17 protein-coding genes are annotated in these 16,475 nt (G+C 61.4%); 3 read left to right on the top strand and 14 right to left on the bottom strand.

The features are described from left to right. Window positions 1-141: 141 nt before the first annotated feature. The 3 genes from ACNYC6_RS03550 (at window position 142) to ACNYC6_RS03540 (ending at window position 3,769) form a co-directional block, all read left to right on the top strand. Entirely contained in the window at window positions 142-936 is a 795-nt protein-coding gene (locus ACNYC6_RS03550; protein ID WP_419711107.1) for an exodeoxyribonuclease III, read from the top strand. A 112-nt stretch (window positions 937-1,048) separates the two neighbouring features. After that, entirely contained in the window at window positions 1,049-1,876 is an 828-nt protein-coding gene (locus ACNYC6_RS03545) for an arylamine N-acetyltransferase family protein (protein WP_419711106.1), read from the top strand. Window positions 1,877-2,251: 375 nt separating this feature from the next. After that, window positions 2,252-3,769 (top strand): nucleobase:cation symporter-2 family protein, encoded by a 1,518-nt coding sequence (locus ACNYC6_RS03540; RefSeq protein WP_419711105.1) that lies wholly within the window; start codon window positions 2,252-2,254, stop codon window positions 3,767-3,769. 67 nt (window positions 3,770-3,836) lie between these two features. Here ACNYC6_RS03540 and ACNYC6_RS03535 read toward each other — a convergent pair whose 3' ends face one another. The 14 genes from ACNYC6_RS03535 to antB form a co-directional block, all read right to left on the bottom strand. Further along, window positions 3,837-5,069, bottom strand: a complete 1,233-nt coding sequence (locus tag ACNYC6_RS03535) for a dienelactone hydrolase family protein (RefSeq protein WP_419711104.1) — start codon at window positions 5,067-5,069, stop codon at window positions 3,837-3,839. Window positions 5,070-5,096: 27 nt separating this feature from the next. Further along, a complete protein-coding gene (locus ACNYC6_RS03530) occupies window positions 5,097-5,885 on the bottom strand; it encodes an SDR family oxidoreductase (protein WP_419711103.1) in 789 nt (262 codons plus the stop codon). Next, window positions 5,882-6,475, bottom strand: coding sequence for a cysteine hydrolase family protein (locus tag ACNYC6_RS03525; RefSeq protein WP_419711102.1), 594 nt, complete (start codon window positions 6,473-6,475; stop codon window positions 5,882-5,884). Before ACNYC6_RS03525 ends, ACNYC6_RS03530 begins: the two co-directional genes overlap by 4 nt. Next, window positions 6,475-7,008, bottom strand: coding sequence for an aromatic-ring-hydroxylating dioxygenase subunit beta (locus ACNYC6_RS03520; protein WP_419711101.1), 534 nt, complete (start codon window positions 7,006-7,008; stop codon window positions 6,475-6,477). Before ACNYC6_RS03520 ends, ACNYC6_RS03525 begins: the two co-directional genes overlap by 1 nt. Then, window positions 6,998-8,329, bottom strand: coding sequence for an aromatic ring-hydroxylating dioxygenase subunit alpha (locus ACNYC6_RS03515; protein ID WP_419711100.1), 1,332 nt, complete (start codon window positions 8,327-8,329; stop codon window positions 6,998-7,000). The genes ACNYC6_RS03520 and ACNYC6_RS03515 overlap by 11 nt, the downstream gene beginning before the upstream one ends. A 17-nt stretch (window positions 8,330-8,346) precedes the next feature. Then, window positions 8,347-9,291: a PDR/VanB family oxidoreductase gene (locus tag ACNYC6_RS03510; RefSeq protein ID WP_419711099.1), complete on the bottom strand. Its 945-nt coding sequence runs from the start codon at window positions 9,289-9,291 to the stop codon at window positions 8,347-8,349. Window positions 9,292-9,415: 124 nt separating this feature from the next. Next, window positions 9,416-10,240 carry an alpha/beta hydrolase gene (locus ACNYC6_RS03505; protein WP_419711098.1) on the bottom strand — a complete coding sequence of 275 codons (825 nt, stop codon included), beginning with the start codon at window positions 10,238-10,240 and terminating at the stop codon, window positions 9,416-9,418. Window positions 10,241-10,246: 6 nt separating this feature from the next. Further along, window positions 10,247-10,933, bottom strand: coding sequence for an ABC transporter ATP-binding protein (locus ACNYC6_RS03500; protein WP_419711097.1), 687 nt, complete (start codon window positions 10,931-10,933; stop codon window positions 10,247-10,249). Further along, a complete protein-coding gene (locus tag ACNYC6_RS03495) occupies window positions 10,926-11,675 on the bottom strand; it encodes an ABC transporter ATP-binding protein (protein WP_419711096.1) in 750 nt (249 codons plus the stop codon). The genes ACNYC6_RS03500 and ACNYC6_RS03495 overlap by 8 nt, the downstream gene beginning before the upstream one ends. Further along, window positions 11,672-12,688 carry a branched-chain amino acid ABC transporter permease gene (locus ACNYC6_RS03490; protein ID WP_419711095.1) on the bottom strand — a complete coding sequence of 339 codons (1,017 nt, stop codon included), beginning with the start codon at window positions 12,686-12,688 and terminating at the stop codon, window positions 11,672-11,674. The genes ACNYC6_RS03495 and ACNYC6_RS03490 overlap by 4 nt, the downstream gene beginning before the upstream one ends. Before the next feature lie 10 nt (window positions 12,689-12,698). After that, window positions 12,699-13,610 (bottom strand): branched-chain amino acid ABC transporter permease, encoded by a 912-nt coding sequence (locus tag ACNYC6_RS03485; RefSeq protein WP_419711094.1) that lies wholly within the window; start codon window positions 13,608-13,610, stop codon window positions 12,699-12,701. Between the two features lie 66 nt (window positions 13,611-13,676). Next, window positions 13,677-14,837 carry an ABC transporter substrate-binding protein gene (locus ACNYC6_RS03480; RefSeq protein ID WP_419711093.1) on the bottom strand — a complete coding sequence of 387 codons (1,161 nt, stop codon included), beginning with the start codon at window positions 14,835-14,837 and terminating at the stop codon, window positions 13,677-13,679. A 104-nt stretch (window positions 14,838-14,941) separates the two neighbouring features. Further along, window positions 14,942-15,964, bottom strand: coding sequence for an anthranilate 1,2-dioxygenase electron transfer component AntC (antC, locus tag ACNYC6_RS03475; protein ID WP_419711092.1), 1,023 nt, complete (start codon window positions 15,962-15,964; stop codon window positions 14,942-14,944). Between the two features lie 19 nt (window positions 15,965-15,983). Further along, window positions 15,984-16,475 carry an anthranilate 1,2-dioxygenase small subunit gene (antB, locus tag ACNYC6_RS03470; protein WP_419711091.1) on the bottom strand — a complete coding sequence of 164 codons (492 nt, stop codon included), beginning with the start codon at window positions 16,473-16,475 and terminating at the stop codon, window positions 15,984-15,986.

The following is a 16,475-nucleotide window of genomic DNA, read 5'->3' as shown; positions in this document are numbered from 1 at the left end:
ATCCCGCATTGGTTTGGCGTGTGAGCGACGAGCAATATCAGGCCAGCTTGAGTTCAAGACGCCGTACACCCGGCGGCCAACGCAACCACGGGCGGGCACTGAGGTCACAGTTTTTACACCCCGCCAAACGGAACGGTGGCCATGAAAAAGCTGCGAATTGCGACTTTCAACGTCAATGGCATGCGCGCCCGGTTGCCGAACCTGCTGGCCTGGCTTGAACGCGAGAAACCGGATATCGCCTGTCTGCAGGAACTCAAATCGGTGGACAGCGCCTTTCCCGCCGCCGAGCTTGAGGCCATTGGCTACGGCGCGATCTGGCAGGGGCAGGCGTCGTGGAACGGGGTGGCGATTCTGGCGCGGGATGCGCAACCGCTGGAGAGTCGGCGAGGGTTGCCGGGTGATGAAGGCGACAGTCAGAGTCGCTATTTGGAAGCCGCCGTGCACGGCGTGCTGGTGGGCTGCCTGTACTTGCCCAATGGCAACCCGCAGCCGGGGCCGAAATTCGATTACAAACTGGCCTGGTTCGAGCGGCTGATCCGTCATGCGCAGACGTTGCAGGACAGTGATCACCCGGTGGTGCTGGCGGGTGACTACAACGTGGTTCCTACCGACCTGGACATCTACAACCCGCGCTCCTGGCTCAAGGACGCCTTGCTGCAGCCCGAGAGTCGCGCGTGTTATCAGCGTTTGCTGGGTCAGGGCTGGACCGACTCATTGCGCCACGTGTATCCCGAGGATCGGCTCTACACCTTCTGGGATTACTTTCGCCAGCATTGGCAGAAGAACGCTGGCTTGCGCATCGATCACCTGTTACTCAATCCGGCGCTGAGACCTTACTTGCGAGACGCTGGCGTCGACGCCTGGGTGCGCAACGAACCGCATGCCAGCGACCATGCGCCCACCTGGATTCAATTGGACTCGCGCAAACGCCGTTGATTGTTTTTACTGGGCGATTGGCTAAATCAATTGTCGTGCGCTGCGGTTCATCCCTTATACATAGTGGCCATTGGCGGAACGATCCGCAGCCGCCGTGCAAAAGGACTGAACGATGAGCGAGCCACGCCTGACCGACCGTGCGCTGTACCTGCGGCGCCTGGGCTTCGATGCGCCTCCGGCGCCGACCCTGGAAACCTTGCAGCAGCTTCAATTGCGCCACACCGGCGCTTTCCCGTTTGAAAATCTCACCACACTGTCGGGCGAACCGGTGCTGATCGACTTGCCGTCGATCGAGCAGAAAGTCCTGCACAACGGGCGAGGCGGGTACTGCTACGAACTCAACTATCTGTACCTGATTTTGCTTCAGGAATTGGGATTCGACGCGCGTGGCATCAGCGGTCGCGTGGTCATGGGTCAGCCCGAAGGCGCATGGACCGCTCGCACCCATCGCTTGAGCCTGGTAACCCTGGACGGCGTGCGCTATATCACCGACGTCGGCTTCGGCGGCATGGTGCCCACTGCGCCGCTGTTGCTCGACAGCCCTGCCGAGCAAGTCACGCCTCACGAACCCTATCGCATCGAACAGCACGCGGATGGTTACACGCTTCGAGCCGAGGTCGGCGACGAGTGGCGAGCGATGTACATCTTCGACCTGCAACGCCAGGAAGACATCGATTACAGCGTCGGCAACTGGTACGTCTCGGCTCATCCGCAATCATCGTTCGCCAAGCAATTGATGGTGGCGCGAACCGGGGAAGGGTGGCGTTGTACGCTCAATAACGGCAGTTTTGCGATCCATCGCACAGGCCATGAGAGCGAACGCCGGCAGGTGGGCGATGTGCCGCAATTGATCGCCTTGCTGGAAGGCGAGTTCGGCATTCGGGTGCCGCCCTATGAAAACTTGATGCACACACTTGAGCGTGTGATCAAGCTGCAATAGATGCATACCCGTGCACACAAAAAAGGGGCAGATTGAATCAATCTGCCCCTTTTTGCATCAATTCAGGGTTGCGCACCGGGTTCCATCGCACGATGAATTTCTCTGAGAGTGATCCCTTTTTGAGGTGCACAGCGGAATGGGTCTCAGCGGTGATTACGACCGGTGGTCGCCAGGAATTAAAAATATCAGCGGGCAGGGGAGAATGGCTCGTGAGGATATATTTCAAGGTTTTAGGTGAGATTGCGCTCGGATGGCAGACGGCTTGCATGACCAGTCGTTCATAATTTGACGAGCAAGTTGTATACAACTCTATAGACATTTGTCCTGAGTCTTGCATACAGTGTGCGCATAACAAAAACCAGGGAACCCCCTAACATGAAAACGCCCCATGTTTCACACCAACGGCCAGAAGATGAAAATCTTGGTATCGGCGCGAATATGGCTTATGGCCTGCAACATGTTCTGACCATGTACGGTGGCATCGTCGCGGTGCCTTTGATCATTGGTCAGGCGGCCGGCCTCTCGCCGGCGGACATTGGATTGTTGATTGCTGCTTCATTGTTTGCGGGGGGGCTGGCCACGTTGCTGCAAACCCTGGGTCTACCGTTTTTCGGTTGTCAGTTGCCGCTGGTACAGGGCGTGTCGTTTTCGGGTGTCGCAACCATGGTGGCGATTGTCAGCAGCGGCGGCGAGGGCGGGTTTCAGTCGATTCTGGGGGCGGTGATAGCGGCGTCCCTGATTGGGTTGCTGATCACGCCAGTGTTCTCTCGAATCACCAAGTTCTTCCCGCCGTTGGTCACGGGCATCGTGATCACCACCATCGGCCTGACGTTGATGCCGGTGGCGGCACGCTGGGCCATGGGCGGTAACAGCCATTCCCCAGAGTTCGGCAGTATGGCCAATATCGGTCTGGCTGCAATGACGCTGGTGTTGGTGCTGTTGCTGAGCAAAATCGGCAGCGCGACCATCTCCCGTCTCTCGATCCTTTTGGCAATGGTCATCGGTACGGTCGTCGCGGTGTTCCTGGGCATGGCGGACTTCTCATCCGTCAGCGAAGGTCCGATGTTCGGCTTCCCGACCCCGTTCCATTTCGGCATGCCGACGTTCCACTTCGCGGCGATCCTGTCGATGTGCATCGTGGTCATGGTGACGCTGGTGGAAACCTCGGCGGATATCCTGGCGGTTGGTGAAATCATCGACACCAAGGTTGACTCCAAGCGTCTGGGCAATGGTCTGCGCGCCGACATGCTGTCGAGCATGATCGCGCCGATCTTCGGCTCCTTTACCCAGAGCGCCTTCGCCCAGAACGTCGGGCTGGTGGCGGTGACGGGGATCAAGAGCCGTTACGTGGTTGCCACCGGTGGTCTGTTCCTGGTGCTGCTCGGCCTGCTGCCGTTCATGGGCCGGGTCATCGCCGCCGTGCCGACCTCCGTTCTCGGTGGCGCCGGTATCGTGTTGTTCGGCACCGTCGCAGCCAGTGGTATCCGGACGCTGTCGAAGGTCGACTACCGCAACAACGTCAACCTGATCATCGTGGCGACCTCGATCGGCTTCGGCATGATCCCGATCGCCGCACCGAACTTCTACGATCACTTCCCAAGCTGGTTCGCCACGATCTTCCATTCCGGTATCAGTTCCTCGGCGATCATGGCGATCGTGCTCAACCTGACCTTCAACCACCTCACGGCCGGTAACTCCGACCAGCAGTCGGTGTTTGCGGCAGGCACCGAGCGGGTTCTGCGTTATCAGGATCTGGCAGCGCTGCGCGAAGGGGATTACTTCAGCGACGGCAAGTTGCATGACTGTGATGGCAAGGAGGTTCCGGTGGTTGAGGTGGACCACGGGCATGGCGAGCCACGCCCGGTGCATGCGAAAAGCAGTGAGCATGTCTGACGTTTAATCGAATGAAAAAGGCCGATCTGTTGAGTGACAGATCGGCCTTTTTGCATTCATGCAGTCTCTATTGTTCGCTTTGCGTCCAGCGCCCCATCAACGTGTTGGACGGCAGTTGTTCATCCAGCAGCTTTCTCGCCGTTTCCACCCCGGCCACCGGTAGCCCTTCAGGGTTCAACAAGCCAATCTGCACCAGCACACTGGCCTGGTCCCAGTAGATGTGCTCGTGGTACAGCTTGTCCCCGCGGAACTTGATCACGCCCAGCATCGGAATCTCGACGTATTTTCCGGTGGGTGCCACGTTGGGCAACATCCAGTCGATTTCGGTGCTGTGGGTGAAGCACATGATGAATTCATCGACGATCTGCAGTGCGCCGATGGTGCGCGAGATCGGGATGAGCTTCATGTCCGGCGGGTTGCCGTGGACAAAATGGTGTTGGTAGAAGCGGCTGAGCTGCTTGGCGCCGACGCCGCCGGTCATGGTGGGAATATGGTTGACGTAGGGTTCGGCGACCATAGTCGCCATGGTGGCCGGTACGTCACGGGTCTCGAACTCGTGGCGGATATGGTCTTCCCACAGGGCTGATAGGTTGAAGTGGGGGCCGATCTCGCGTTTGAGGGCGGCGATGCTGCGTTCATGGGCCATCAGCGAGGCCGGTTTGTCGTAGTGTGAACTCCCGGCCCGGGCGAAGGCGTGGTCGACGCCTGGGTACACGTAGATTTCGGCCTTGTCGTTGCCGGCCAGGTGTTGGCTGATTTGGGCGCGGGCACTGGCGTCGCAGTAGCCATCGTTTTCGGCAAAATGCAGGACCAGGCGACCCTTGAGGTTTTCCGATTCGTGCAGCAGGAGTTCGATGCCCATGCCGTAATAGCCGACGGCGCAAGCCACATCAGTGCGCGTGGCAGTCAGCCAGGCCAGCTTGCCGCCCATGCAGAGGCCGACATAACCCAGGCCCGCGCCTTCGACTTCAGGCAGTGCACGCAGGGCGTTGAAACTGGCATCGATGTCAGTGACAGCCTTGTCCACATCCAGACGCTGGAACAGGTCGATGGCCACGGCAAAGTCCGCTTCGGTGTAGCCCAGGTCAATGCCCGGTTGCAGGCGCCAGAATAGATCTGGCACCAACGCCACATAGCCTTCCTCGGCATAGAAATCGGCCACGGCGCGGATGTTGGCGTTGATTCCGAAAATTTCCTGACCGATCACCACTCCGGGGCCCTTGCCGCTGGCCGGCAGGGCCAGGTAACCGCTGAACGTGGCGCTGCTGTCCGTTGCCCGGATCTCAATCATCTTGCCCATGTCATCTCCCTCATTCGGTTATCAGATTTATTGGTTGTCACGGTGTTGCTGGAACCACACACGCGGCGACACGCCGCGGTCGGGCCCGAGAATCGAAAAGCCGCCGTCCACCGGCACGTCGACACCGGTCATCCAGCTGGCGCCGGCACTGCACAGAAAGGCCACGACGTTGCCGATCTCATGGCCCCGGCCGATGCGCCCGAGCGGATGAAAGGGGGCGCCGACCCGGTCGGCCAGTTGCGGATCGTTGTCGCTGAATTCGGCGACGCTGGGTGACCAGGTCCAGGCCGGGGATACGCTCAGCACTCGGACTTGCGCCGGGGCCAGGGTCATGGCCAGGTTTTTCGTCAGCTGCAGGATGCCGGCCTTGGAAGCAGGGTAGAGCGCGCGCCCGGCCGCACCGAATTTGCCGCCGCTACTGCCGATGTTGATCACCACGCCACCGCTGGGCAGATGCACGGCGGCCTTTTGGGTAAAAATCGCCGCCGATACCAGATTGACATTGAGGGTTTTCAGCCACTGCGCGCGATCCGAAGCCAACCCCTGATCGGCGTACAGGCATGCGTTGTTGACCAGAATGTCGAGCCTGCCGAAGCGGGCCAGCGTGGCAGCGATGCACGCGTCGATGTCTTCGTCGAGCTCCACATCGCAGGTGCAAAACCCGCAATCCAGCGTTTGCGCCAATGCCTGACCACCGTCGGCGTTGCGCCCCACCAGCATCACCCGGGCACCCTCAGCCAACAGCTGCCGAGCGATGTCCAGACCCAGCCCTTGCGTGCTGCCCGTCACAATCGCCACTTTACCTTCGAGCATCATGCCAAGTCCTCCAGCGCTTCGTTGACGTGACTGATACGGGCAATCAGCGCCATGCTCGCCAGCGAGGCCGCGTGCACTCCGCTGTCCGCACTGGCGCAGGCATCCGCCGCAACCGTCACCTCGAAACCGCAATCCACCGCATGGCGCACGGTGCTTTCCACCACAGAGTGGGTCGCCACGCCAGAAATCAACAAGTGCGAGGGATTGAACCGGCGCACCACGGTTTCCAGCGGCGAGCCATAAAACGCATTGATCCGGTTATGGGTGACGACGAACTCGCGGCGACTATTCAGTGGGGCCAGAGCGCTGAGGAATTCCGCGCCCCAACTGCCTTCCCGAACAGCGCCAAGGGTGGCGACCGTGCGCAGGATCGGCGCGTTCTGGATCAGGTCGGCGTAGTCCGGTCGGAACGCCACACGCACGTGGACGATCGGCCAGCCTTTGGCGCGTGCGCCGGCGAGCAATCGGCCGGCCGCATCGAGCAGCGCCCCACGCACGCTATCATCAGCCCCCAGCCCGACCCGTATCTTGCCTTCGGGGTGCAGCACGTCGTTCTGATAGTGCAGGGCGATCACCAGCGGCGCGTTCATCACACGAATACCTCCAGGTTGGCGAACACATCGTTGCAGTTGATGAGGTCCACGCGCTTGAGCTGGATCCGCCAGCCACCACCGTCCTGGGCGGCCAACTTATAGGTGTAGCGACCGGCGAGCTGGCGTTGTTCCAGGCGCCATTCGCTGTACTGGAAGCTCGCGCTGATCACCAGCAACCCCTGCGCATCGAGACCTTCGACCATGACGTTACCGACCAGGTGCGCGGTTTGGGTCTGCGGTTGCTGGGACCAGTTGCGGGCGTTTTCCACCCGCCGGATCCGTACTTCGCGCAGCATGCGGTTTTCCCAGAACAACGAGATATGGTCGAACGGGTTGGCTTGCTCGTGCTTGTGCGGCACCCAATACATGCCAGTGTCGGTGAACAGCTTGTCCCACTCCCAGAAGCGCCGCTCATCCAGCAGGCGCGCCTCCTGAAAAAGAAACTGTTCGATCTGGCGCAGGGTTTCGGCGGGAACCTGGGCCGGGGTCAATTGGCGGGTGTCGACGTCGATTCGGCGATCAAGCAGCATGGGTGCTCTCCTTGGCAATCGGGGTGGCGGTCATGAACTGTTTCCAGGCGGCGAACTGGTTGCGCATCGGCAGTTCGCTGGTGCCGTTGGTGGAGACTGCGCCGTCCTCCAGTGGCTTATCGGTGCCCACGTAGCGGTGCATGCTGATCCACTCGCCACCGCGGGTCATGTTGCCTTCCTGACAGCGAGCATAGACTTCGACGTCGTCGGGCATCACGTTGGAGGAGGGCGAGTTGATGACGTTGGCGTAGGTCAGCGCACGGTCGAACACGGCATCTGGAGCACCCTTGCAGCGGAAGGTCTGGATCTCGACCATGGTCTGGTCCACGGCGATGGGACGGATGACCCGGAATTGCATGAACACCGTGTGCGGCGATCCGCTGCCGTAAATCACCGTGTTGTGGCGATTCATGCCCAGGATCTCTTTGGCACGCTGCTCGCCATAGGCCTGGCTCAGGCATTCGAAGTGGGCGCGGGAGACCTCGTCGCGCTCGGCGGCGGCCGGGTCGAAGATCGCTTCCATGTAGCCGTGGCCGTTGTGGTAGGCGCGCAGTTCGAGCTTTTCCCAGAAGTCGTAGGGTTCGCCATTGCCGTCCATGATCAACAGTTCGAAGGGCATTTCACCGATGGCATCGGCTTCGCCACGCGCCGCGTCTACCGACGATTCGTGGGTCACGCGGGCGTGCATGGTGTCGTGCAGGTTCTCGTAGAACACTTTCCAGTTCGAGCGCTGCTGAACACGGAAGATGCCGCCGGCCACCTCGACTTCACCGACCGGCGAGCGATCACAGAGGTTGTCGATGGAGGTGATGACGCCGCCCAGAAATGTTTTGAGGTCCGGCCCGAACGCCGCCTGGCTGGCGAACACGAAGCCGCGATATGTCTCGACGCGGGCAACGCTGACCATGGAAAAGTCCGGGTGTTTAGGGTCGTAGCAGGTGCCTTCGAAACCGCTCTTGAGCGGCGCCGACAAATGCTGGCCGTCGAGTTTGAAGGTCCAGGCGTGATACGGGCAGCGGAAAAACTTGCCGACACTGCCGTCACCGTCGGCCACCAGTTTGGCGCCTTTGTGCGGGCAGCGGTTGTACAGTACGCTGACCTGCTGGTTGGCGCCGCGCACCATGATCACGTCCTGATCGCCAATGCGCGTGGTGTGATAGTCGCCGGGATTCTTGACTTGGCTTTCATGGCCGACGTAGATCCAGGCGTTGCCGTAGATGCGTTCCATCTCCAGCTTGAACAGGGTCGGGTCGGTGTAGACGCTCTTGTGTACGCTGTCCTCGCGGATCAAGGCAGCGATTTGTTCGTTGGTCGGTATCACGGGATGTCCTCGGCTTGTCACAGATCGAGCACCAGCAGCGCGCTGCTGGCACGGGAGACACAGGTACAAAAACTGCCGCTGGCGCGGTCGCGCTCCGACAGGCAGATGTCGCGGTGATCGGGCTGGCCGTCGATGACTTGGGCGACGCACACCCCGCAGTCACCCCGTCGGCAGTCGAACATCGGGTCCAGACCGGCTTGGAGCATGGCGTCCAGTACGCTTTGCCCGGCGGCCACTTGCAGGTTCACGCCGCTTTCACGCAGTTGCACCTCAAAGCCATTGTCGCCGGCCACTTCCAGGGCGCCGCTGAACAGTTCGTAATGCAGGTGATCTTCTGCCCAACCCTGTTCGCGAGCGCAGGCCAGCACGCTGTTGAGCATGGCGGTCGGGCCGCAGATGTAGAGGTGCAGGCCCGGTCTTGGCGCGGCCAGGATTGCAGCGGCAGGAAAGCGTTTTTGCGGGTCGCCGCCGCTGATCCAGCAATGGTTGTCCAGGCAGGCGCGGGCCTCTGGTAGATAGGCCATTTGCGCTTCATCGCGACCGGCGTAATGCAGGGTGAACGGCTTGCCCGCCGCTTGCAGCGACCGGGCCATCCCAAGCATCGGCGTGATGCCGATACCACCGGCGATCAGCAGGGCGTGTTCGGTGTTTTCACACAGTGGAAAGTGGTTGCGTGGCGCATCGGCCAACAGTTCATCGCCGACCTTGAGCGAATGCACCCAGCGCGATCCGCCGGTACTCGCCTCTTCGAGCTGGACGGCGATTTCGTAGTGTTCACTGTCGGGCAGGTTGACCAGCGAATAGGCCCGGCGTTGAGCGCGGCTGCCCGGTACATGCAGCTCCAGATGAGCTCCGGCAGTGAAGTCCGGTAGCGGCTGGGTGTCGTTGGACACCAGCAGCACGCGGCGGATTCTGGGGGTCAGGGGGTCGATCTGTTGGACCCTGAGCGAGAGGCTGGACATACGCAATTCCTGTCTGAATTCGTAGTCACTGTATGAAGCTTGAGGGGGTCAAAAAAGCCGCAAACGGCAAACCGGTATCCACTTCTGGCGAGAGTGATCCACTTGCTGAAAACACCGCGCGTAATCAGGGTATTGCACCCGTACCCTGTAGGAGGTGGGGGTTCAGGTGTTTCAACAGTGCACGCAACTGTTCGCCATCCGCCCTGGCCAGGTCGTCCAGCACCGCAAAGTGATGACAGTCGGCAAGCTCGACAAGAGTCACTGCTTGCCCGGCTTCGCGACAGGCACTGGCGTATTCGCGCGAGTGGCGAATCAACTCCGGCAACTCATCACCGCCCACGGTCACCAGCAACGGTGCGCCATCGCCGATCAGCCGTTGTGGGCTATACCGACAGATCTCTTCTTCGCTCAGTTGCAGCTTGTCGTTGAGCCAGCAGCGTCTGATGGGTTCAAGCTCCATCAGGCCGCTGATCGGCATGGCCAGGGTCACCAGAGGATGCCGGCGATACAGCGCAGTCAGATGGCCGCCCGCCGAGTGCCCGCACAGCACCACCTGCTGACCGATGTTCAAGGCTTCGCGATGCGCCAAAAGATAGTCCAGTGCCTTGCCAATCTGGCCGACGATGGTGCTCATGCTCGCCTCGGGCGCGAGGGTGTATTCCAGCAAACCGACATTGAAGCCGGCCTCGATCAGGCCCTCGGCAATAAAAGCGTAGTCGTCCTTGTCCGAGGCCTGCCAGTAACCGCCATGAATGAACAGCAGCGTCGGCGCCCCGGCATTCACCTGGGCATACCAGTCGAATCGCTCGCGCATGGCATTGCCATAGGCCACATCACGCTGCCAGGCGTGGCTCGCATAGGTCTCGGCGCTGCGCTGGCGAAAACGCTGCATGATCTGTGGAAAATTACCCACGGCGGCGACGTTGTTGTAAGCCTGATCGAGGTGCATGGCGGCTCACACTCCCAGATAGCGTTGCGACAGTTCGGGTTGAGCCGCCAGCTCCAGCGGGGTGCCATCCCAGACCTGTCGTCCCTTCTCGATGATGTGATGGCGGTCGACCACCCGCACCATTTCCTTGAGGTTCTTGTCGATCACCAGAATCGTCTCACCTTCGGCCTTGAGGGTGGCCAGGCAACTCCAGATTTGTTCGCGAATGATCGGCGCCAGACCTTCAGTGGCTTCGTCGAGAATCAGCAGGCTGGGGTTGGTCAGCAGCGCGCGGCCGACCACCAACATTTGCTGCTCGCCGCCCGACAGCGTGCGTGACAGTTGGTCGTGGCGCTCCAGCAGGCGCGGGAACAGTTCATAGACGCGTGCCAGGTCCCACTTGCCCCGTGTGGCGGTGGCCAGCAGGTTTTCCCGCACGCTCAAGGTGCCGAAGGCGCGGCGGCCCTCCGGCACCAGCCCCAGGCCTGCCTTGGCGATGCGGTAGGGCGCGGCACCGCGCATTTCCGTGCCGTTGATGCGGATGCTGCCGGCACTGGGCTTGAGCAATCCCATGATCGATTTGACCGTGGTGGTCTTGCCCATGCCGTTGCGGCCGATCAGCGACACCACCTGGCCCTGCTCGATGCTCAGGTGCATGTCGAACAGCACCTGGCTCAAGCCATAACCCGCTTTCAAGCCTTGAACTTCAAGCATGTTCTTCTCCCAGGTAAGCGGCCCGTACTTGCGGGTCGTTGCGCACTTTTTCGACGCTGCCGGTCAGCACGGTCTGGCCGTACACCAGCACCGTGATGCGGTCGGCGAGGGCGAATACCGCGTCCATGTCGTGCTCGACCAGCAGGATCGCGTAGCGGCCCTTGAGGCTATGCAGCAGCTCGGTCATACGCGCGGATTCGTCGGCACCCATCCCGGCCATCGGCTCATCGAGCAACAGCACCGACGCTTCCTGAGCCAGCGCCAGGGCAATCTCCAGTTGCCGCCGTTCGCCGTGGGACAGCGCCTGCACCGAGTCTTGCGCGCGAAGGCCCAGGCCCACCTGCTGCAAATAGCCCAGCGCCGGTTCCAGCAGACGGGTGTCGCGGCTCAACGGGCGCCACATGCCGAATGCCTTGCCCTCGCGGGCGGCAATGGCCAGTGCGACGTTCTCCAGCAGGGTGAACTCGGTGTAAAGCTGGCTGACCTGGAAAGCCCGCGCCAATCCCAGGCGCGGACGTTGCCAGGCCGGCACGCGGGTAATGTCCTGGCCATTGAGATGAATTTGGCCCTGGTCGGGGAAAATCTCGCCGGCAATCTGCGCGATCAAGGTGGACTTGCCGGCGCCGTTGGGGCCGATGATGGCGTGCAGTTCCCCCTTGAGCAGTTCAAGGCTGGCACCGTTGGTGGCTTTTACGGCACCGAAGGCTTTGTGCAGATCACGAATCGACAGTTGTGCGCTCATGGGCGTGCCTCCACGGCGGCGTTCGGTTTGACGGCAACCACCTTCGGTTTGCGTTGCAACAGGCTCAGCAGCAAACCATAAACGCCTTTCTTGCCGAACAGCACTACCAGCAACAGCAAGGGGCCAAAGATCAACATCCAGTGCTCGGTCCATTGGCTCAGCACCTGTTCAAGACCGAGGTAGGTGGCCGCGCCCAGCAGGGGGCCGAGCAGGGTGCCGATGCCGCCGAGAATCACCATCGCCATCAGCTCGCCGGACTTGTGCCAGGCGCCCATGTCGGGGCTGACGAACAGTGCGTAGTTGGCCCACAGAATCCCCGCCAGGCCACCGCCGGTGCCGGCGATCACAAACGCCGTCAGGCGATAGCGCAAGGGTTTGAGGCCCAGGCTGACAGTGCGTCGCTCGCTCTGTTTGAGCCCTCGCAGGACAAAACCAAAATGCGAATTGACCAGCCGCCGGCATATCAACAACCAGCCGGCCAGCAAGGCCACGCACAGGTAGTAGAAGTGGTTGGCGTCACCCAGATCCAGTGCGCCGAGGGTATTGCGCTCGTTGAGCAGAATGCCGTCGTCGCCGCCGTACAGCGACAGCGAGCCGAGCACGAAATAAAGCATCTGGCCGAACGCCAGGGTGATCATGATGAATTGCACACCGCTGGTGCGCAGCGACAGATAACCCACCAACAGCGAGAACAGCGCGCACACCAGCAGGGCCAGCGGCCACACCACCAGCGCGCTGTTGCTGCCTTCCCAGCCCCACAGCGGCAGGCCTTGCGAGGTGTGAAAGGCAATGATGCCAACGATGTAACCGCCCAGGCCGAAGAATGCGGCATGGCCGAAGCTGACCATGGCGCCGTAGCCGATCAGCAAGTCCAGACTGATGGCCGCCATGCCGTAGATTGCGAGGCGGGTGAAGAAACTGACCAGGTAAGGTTCGTTCAACCAGTGGGCCAGCAGCGGCATGGAGGCGAAGGTCGCCAGGCACGCAAGGTCGATGATGAGGCGTGGTGACATAGCATTCTCCTCAGGCGCGGGCCGGCAGCAGGCCACGCGGGCGCACCAGCAGCACCAGGGCCATGACAATGTAGACGCTGGCGGAAATCAGCCCGGCGCTCAGGGTGCCGCTGGTTTCGCTGGGCAACAGTTGGTCCAGCAGCGGCGGAATGTAGGCACGGCCCAGGCTGTCCACCATGCCGATCAGCAAGGCGCCCACCAACGCGCCGCGTACCGAGCCGACACCGCCGACGACGATGACCACGAAGGTGGTGATCAAGATCTTCTCGCCCATGCCGATTTCCACCGACAGCAGCGGTGCGGCCATGAAACCGGCCAGGCCGCACAGCACGCAGCCGAATACGAACACCAGGGTGTACAGCCGGGCGATGTTGACGCCCAGCGCGCCGACCATTTCATGGTCGTCGGCACCGGCGCGGATCAGCATGCCCAGGCGCGTGTGGTTGATCAGCAGCCACATGCCGACCGCCACGATCAGCCCGGCAGCGATGAACAGCAGTCGGCTGACCGGGTACATCAAACCCGGCAGCACTTCGACAAAACTTGAATACCATTCGGGCGTGGGCATCGCCGGTGGGCTGCGGCCGAAGATCAGGGTGAGCAGTTCGTTGCTGAAAAACACCACGGCCAGGGTCGCCAGTACCTGATCCAGATGATCGCGTTTGTACAGACGCCGCATGATCGCGGTTTCGATCAGCGCGCCGTAGCAGGCCGAACCGATCAGCGCGGCCAGGCCGCCGAGCCAGAACGAACCGGTGGCCATGGCGGTGTAGGCGGCGCAGAAAGCACCGACCATGTAAAAGGCGCCGTGGGCCAGATTGATCACGCCCATTATGCCGAAAATCAGGGTCAGGCCTGAGGCCAGCAGAAACAGCAAGGCGCTGTACTGCAGGCCGTTGAGAATTTGTTCGAGCAAGAGCATTACTGCGTTCCTCATAAAAACGCCCCGCAGTTGTGCTGCAGGGCGAGGACGGGAGTCAGGTGCCAGTCAGATCGCGCATTGAGCGGCGTAGCTGTCGACGTGACGGGTCGCCAGTGTCTTGATCGGCACTTCGATCAGCTTGCCGTCGGCGCCGGCCTGCACTTGCAGCAGGTACCAGTCGATCACCGGGTGCTGGTTTTGGGCGAAGCTGAAGTCACCGCGAATGGAATCGAACTTGACGTTCTTCATGGCCGCGCGGAAGGCTGGCTGGTCTTTGAGATTGCCCTGGGAGGTTTTCAGGGCGGCGCCAATCAGCCGGGCCGTATCGTAAGTCTGTGCGGCATACACCGTCGGGACGCGTTTGTATTTCTCGGTGAAAGCCTTGACGAAGGCCTGGTTGGCCGGGTTGTCCGATTGCGGATTCCACAGGGTGACGATGTTGGTGCCCTTGGCCACTTCGCCGGTGGCGGCGAGCATGCGTTCATCCATGGAGAACACCGGCACCACCATCGGGATTTGCGCCGACAGGCCCGAACCGCCGTATTGTTTGGCGAAGTTGATGCCGCCACCGCCCGGGTGAAACTGGAAGATCGCATCCGGCGCCAGCGCACGCACGCGTGCCAGCTCCACCGAAAAATCCAGCTGATTGAGCTTGGTGTAGATCTCGGTCACTTCGCCCTTGAAGGTGCGCTTGAAGCCGGCCAGTGCATCGCGGCCGCCCTGATAGTTGGGCGCCAGGATCACCATCTTCTTGTATCCCAGCTCGTTGGCGGCGACACCGGCCATTTCGTGCGGGGTGTCGTTCTGGTAGGAGCCGACGAAGTAGTTGGCCATGCACTTTTCACCGGCCAGGGTCGAGGGCGCGGTGTTGTTGCTGACGTAGAAACCGTCCTTGGTGGCGGTGTTGATCACGGCCGCCAGCACGTTGGAGAAAATCACCCCGGTATACAGCGAGATGCCGTCCAGGCTCATGCGGTCGGCAATCTGCTTGGCCTTGGCCGGTTGCAGGCCATCATCTTCCACGATGAGTTGTACCGGCACGCCGCCGAGCTTGCCGCCTTCCTGATCGATCGCCAGCTGGAAGCCGTCTCGCGAGTCTTCGCCCAAATAGCCGGCGGGGGTGGAGAGGGTGGTGATGAAGCCAATTCGGACAGGCTCCACAGCCTGGGCAGCCGTCGCTGCGCAGAGGGAGGTTGCCAGACATGCACGCAATACCAGGTTTTTCATGAGGCGGCCTATGAGGTAGGTCGTGCCAACGCACGGTAGATGTCGATGAGGGCAGTGATTCAGTGTTCGGTCGGGCCGATTGATTGTTGTTATGGGGTGCTGTGTCAGCTGTTGCTCTCGGCGAACTTCTCCAGATAAAGGCGGCTTTGATCCAGACCGTGCTGCTGGCGCCAGTCCTTGATCGACTCGACCATCGGCGGCGGGCCGCACAGGTACAGGTCGAATGGCTGGTCTCGCAGCTCGGCCAACTCCAGATGTTCGGCGATGTAGCCGGTCTTGCCCGGCCAGTCGGGGTTGGGGTTGCTGACCACGGGCGTAAAACGGAACCCCGGGATTCTCGCGACATAGGCTTCGATGCGTGAGACCTCGCACAGGTCCGCGGCCTCGCGCACGCCGTAATAGAGGTGGACCGGGTGACCGCAGCCATGCTGCTCGGCGATCTGATCGAGCATGCCGAGGAACGCCGACAGCCCGGTGCCGCCGGCCACCATCACCAGCGGACGGTCGATATGGCGCAAGTAGAAAGCACCCAATGGCGCTTCCATGTGAATCACGTCACCGACCTGGCAGCGATCGCGCACGTAGTCGGTCATCACGCCGGTGGGCAGCAGGCGAATGAGGAACTGCAAGTTGCTGCTGCCCGGCGCGCAGGCAAAGGAATACGAGCGGCGATGTTCGGTGCCCGGTACTTGCAGGCGCGCGTACTGGCCCGGCAGATAGTCCAGCGCCGCGCCTGCTGCGCCGACTTCAACGTGGACGATGGCGGTGGTCGGAGAAACCTGTCGTACCTCGCTCACGGTGCCTTGCAGGCTGCTCGGGCCACTGCTGCCGCAGAGGCTGGAATCGAAGTCGAAGTAGAACGCGGCATCCGACTGCACGCGCGTCTGGCAGCTCAGCACCTTGCGTTCAGCCAGGTCGCTGGCCGACAGCGCTTCATCGTCCACGTAGTCCTGGGTGTACTGCCCGGATTCACAGCGGCCCTGGCAGGTCGCGCAAACCCCTTCGCGGCAATCCAACGGAATCTTGATCCCGCTGCGCAGGGCCGCGTCGAGCAGGATTTCATTGTTCTGCACATTGCAGAAGAGTGTTTTGCCGTCGGCGAAACTGAAGGCGACCTTGTACGTCATGAGCGTTAATCCGCAGGGTTCAGAGATGGTAGAAGTCGAGTACGGAGTTGATCGTGTCGTTGAGCAGCACCACGTGCTTGCGAGCGATCTTCCAGCTCTCGCCGTCGGGGCGCAGGCGGTAGGTGGCGCGGCCGAAGAACTGTTCGGCGGTTTGCATGCGGTAGTACAGCGTGCTCCAGTTGACGCGCACCTCCAGTTCATCGTCCGCAAGCGGCGCGATGCGCACGTTGCTGATCAGGTGCAGGGTGCGCGGCATCGGAATGGTCGACGCCGCCTTGCCGGTGCGAATGCGAAACACCCGATCTTCCAGACCGCCCCGGTTGGGGTAATAGATCAGCGACATACCTTTTTTCGGGTCGGTGGTGTAGACGTGCTCCGAATCCCATTGCGGCAGGTGGAACTCGCTGTCGTCACTGAACATGGCCAGGTAAGTGTCCCAGTCCTGGGCATCGCAGGCCTCGGCGTTGCAGTAAAGAAATTGCTCGATGCGGTATTGCAGTTGCGAATTCAT

Source organism: Pseudomonas sp. NFX224, assembly GCF_048565165.1.
Taxonomy (GTDB): Bacteria; Pseudomonadota; Gammaproteobacteria; order Pseudomonadales; family Pseudomonadaceae; genus Aquipseudomonas.
Note: the sequence above shows the minus strand (reverse complement) of the source record. Positions and strands in the feature narration are given on the sequence as shown.